This window comes from Bacteroidales bacterium, assembly GCA_018334875.1.
In the GTDB taxonomy this organism is placed as follows: Bacteria; Bacteroidota; Bacteroidia; order Bacteroidales; family UBA12077; genus JAGXLC01.
Window position 1 is genome coordinate 1 of the sequence record JAGXLC010000462.1, and the last position, 3,094, is coordinate 3,094.

Consider the following 3,094-nt stretch of genomic DNA (forward strand, 5'->3'; position numbering starts at 1 on the left):
AATTATTCTTGAATAATTCGGGTTAGATAAAGCACCAAACTTCAAATACCAAATATCAAATAATATTCAATTTTCGAAAATCCAATAACCAAAACATCCAAATTCAGTCATCTACTTGCATACTGCGGTTTGGGTCATTGGAGTCTGGAATTTATCCGTTAAGAGTGCCGGAGGCGATTATTTAGGGTTTGCCCATAAAGTCAAAGCCATTCAAAACCTTTCAAACGCTCCCAGGCCGAATAAAGCAAAGTCGTATTTTACAGGGTCTTGGGGGTCGAATTGCCTTAAATTACCGGTAAGTTCCAAAACGGCTTTCCAGTCGTTTTGTTTTCTGGTTAGAAGCCCCAGCTTGCGGGCTACATTACCGCTATGCACATCCAGGGGTATATATAGATCTTTGGGAGCAATGCCTTTCCAGATTCCAAAGTCAATTCCTTCTTTGTCGTCTCTTACCATCCAGCGCAGGAACATGTTCAACCGTTTGGCGGAAGCATTTTTGGATATGTCCGCTACATGTTTTTGTGTCCTTTCGGGGAAAGGTATTTCAAAAAACACATTCCGAAAGGAGGTCAGGGCAGCTTCAATGCTTCCTTCCTGCCTGTATGCCTTTTCGAAAATATGCCTTATACCCCCGTGGTTTTGATATATGTTTTTAATCGACTGAATAAAGAAAATGCAATCTTCCCCGTTGAAGGTCCGGTGTTTGAAATTGCTGAAATTTTCCAGATCCGCTTTTCCTGCATTCATGATGAAATCAAACGGTCTGTAATCCATCCTGCGAAGGAGCTCATACATATTGTTGATAATGGTTTTCCGCTGCCCCCAGGCTATGGTAGCAGTGAAAAAGCCGGCAATCTCAATGTCCCCGGGTTCCTCAAATGCTTTAGGTATTTGTATCGGATCGGTTGCTATGAAACGCCGGCAGTTGTATTGGTGGTACTTTTCTTCAAGAAATGCTTTCAGATCGGTTTGGTGAATGGGTATATTCCTCATGAATTGATCTTCTTAAGCCCTTAATTAGAGATTTTCCCGTCTTTCATCTCCAGTTTTCTGTCGGCCTTACCGGCCAGATTATGATCATGGGTGACAATAACGATGGAAGTGTTGTATTGTTCTCTTAACGAGAAAAAGAGATTATGCAGCTCTTCTTTATTCTGGGTATCCAGGTTTCCTGAAGGTTCGTCGGCCAGTATAACCTTGGGATCATTGATCAGAGCTCTGGCTACAGCCACCCTCTGAAGTTCTCCTCCTGAAAGTTCATTGGGGCGGTGGTCCAGACGATCTTCCATTTTCAGGAAACCCAGGATTTCTGTGGCCTTTTGTTCGGCTTCAGCTTTTGGAACTTTGCCGATGAAAGCAGGAATGCAAACATTTTCCAGTGCGGTAAATTCCGGCAACAGATGATGAAACTGAAATACAAAACCGATTTGTTGGTTGCGAAAATTGGCAATTTGCTTATCTTTCAGAAAATTGACCTTTCGCTCGTCATAAATAATCTCCCCCGTGTCGGGCCTGCTCAGTGTGCCCAGGATTTGAAGCAATGTTGTTTTGCCGGCTCCGCTGGGGCCGACTATCGAAACGATTTCACCGTCCTTTATCCTGATGTCTATTCCTTTAAGTACCTGCAAATCACCAAATGATTTGCTGATGTTGTGGGCTTGTATCATAATTGATTTTATCCTTGTTTGAGCGAATAAAATTAAAAAAGATTGGGGTCTTATTGAATAGGATCTGGTTTTTTATTTAGAGGCTGTCTATAATATCCGCTGGCTGCGTTACGTTCGTTTTCCATGCCAATCATTTATGTCTGGTATAGACTTACAACCGTACGTCTCTACCGTAGGAATGAAATATATTTACTTTTTTGGAAAAAATTGGGGGCCGATCATAAAAATCATTTGATTAATATTCTTGAACCACATAGTTTACATAGGCTAACACATAGAAAGAAATGTTGTTAAAATTTTGTCGGATTTACAGGGGCGAAGCCCCGATATGTAAGAGCGCTGGGTGAAACCCAGTGCTCTTACTGCAAATAGGAAATTATATATTATATTTACGCCTTTTATTCAAATACGTTCCGTTTTAACAGGTATACATATAGATATGGAAATTCTCATAAACAGTATTATAATTGTTGTTTGCGTGATTGTTCTGGCTAAAGGTTCTACATGGCTTGTCGATTCGGCAGTGATTATTGCCCACTGGCTGGGTATTCCCACTTTAATAATTGGCCTCACTGTGGTGGCTTTCGGCACATCTGCCCCCGAGTTTGGCGTAACACTTCTTTCCGGCTTCCAGGGTAAGGGGGATATCTCCGTGGGCAACATTGTCGGTTCCAATATATTTAACCTGGGTTTTATTTTAGGAGGTACGGCCATGGTACGAAGCCTGAATGCCGATAAAGCCTCGGTTTACCGGGACGGAGCCTTTCTGCTGCTTGGTACGGTTTTGTTGACAATATTTATATGGGATCTGTCCATAACCAGGACTGCCGGGTTTGTCCTGTTTTCTCTTCTGATTATTTACCTGGCCTATCTTTTTTTAAAGAAACAACCCGTTGAAGAAGTATCAGTTGACAGACGAGAAGTTCGTTGGTATGATTTTGTTTTCTTTTTTTTAGGCCTGGGCATGATTGTAGGAGGGGCTCATTTTCTTGTTGAGTCTTCCGTAATAATTGCGAAAATGATCGGTATATCCGAATGGGTTATTGGTGTAACGGTTGTTGCTTTCGGTACTTCCGCCCCGGAGCTGGCTATATCTCTAACTGCAGCTTTAAAAGGACATCATGGCATATCGGTGGGGAATCTCCTGGGAAGTGACATCTTTAATATGTTCGGTGTTTTGGGCTTAACGGCGATATTAAAAGATTTGTCCGTGGAACCCGGAGTCCACTCCAATATGCTCGTGTTGGTGGGGATGGTGCTTTTGGTGTGCATTTTTATGTGGACCCGATGGCGCATATCCCGTCTGGAAGGCCTTATTCTGATTATTATAGGCCTGGCCCGCTGGTTTTATAGCTTCTACTTTGGAACGTAAGGTTCTATCTTAGTGTTTGTCCATAAAGTCAAAGAGATTTGAAAGAGTCTCGTCT

3 protein-coding genes are annotated in these 3,094 nt (G+C 42.3%); 1 reads left to right on the forward strand and 2 read right to left on the reverse strand.

The features are described 5' to 3' along the window. Positions 1–210 precede the first annotated feature (210 nt). Together KGY70_19850 and KGY70_19855 are read right to left on the reverse strand one after the other, a co-directional pair. The gene (locus tag KGY70_19850; GenBank protein ID MBS3777459.1) at positions 211–993 is read right to left on the reverse strand and encodes a TIGR02757 family protein; all 783 of its coding nucleotides are present in this window, start codon (positions 991–993) and stop codon (positions 211–213) included. A 20-nt stretch (positions 994–1,013) separates the two neighbouring features. Next, positions 1,014–1,667, reverse strand: a complete 654-nt coding sequence (locus KGY70_19855; GenBank protein MBS3777460.1) for an ABC transporter ATP-binding protein — start codon at positions 1,665–1,667, stop codon at positions 1,014–1,016. Between the two features lie 439 nt (positions 1,668–2,106). Here KGY70_19855 and KGY70_19860 point away from each other — a divergent pair, with 439 nt between their 5' ends. Further along, on the forward strand, positions 2,107–3,039 hold the full coding sequence (locus KGY70_19860; GenBank protein ID MBS3777461.1) for a calcium/sodium antiporter: 933 nt from the start codon (positions 2,107–2,109) through the stop codon (positions 3,037–3,039). Positions 3,040–3,094: the final 55 nt, after the last annotated feature.

Excerpts from the sequence above, each read along its gene's own strand:
- KGY70_19855 (MBS3777460.1), bottom strand. The coding sequence starts at position 1,667 with ATGATACAAGCCCACAACATCAGCAAATCATTTGGTGATTTGCAGGTA.
- KGY70_19860 (MBS3777461.1), top strand. The coding sequence starts at position 2,107 with ATGGAAATTCTCATAAACAGTATTATAATTGTTGTTTGCGTGATTGTT.
- KGY70_19850 (MBS3777459.1), bottom strand. The coding sequence starts at position 993 with ATGAGGAATATACCCATTCACCAAACCGATCTGAAAGCATTTCTTGAA.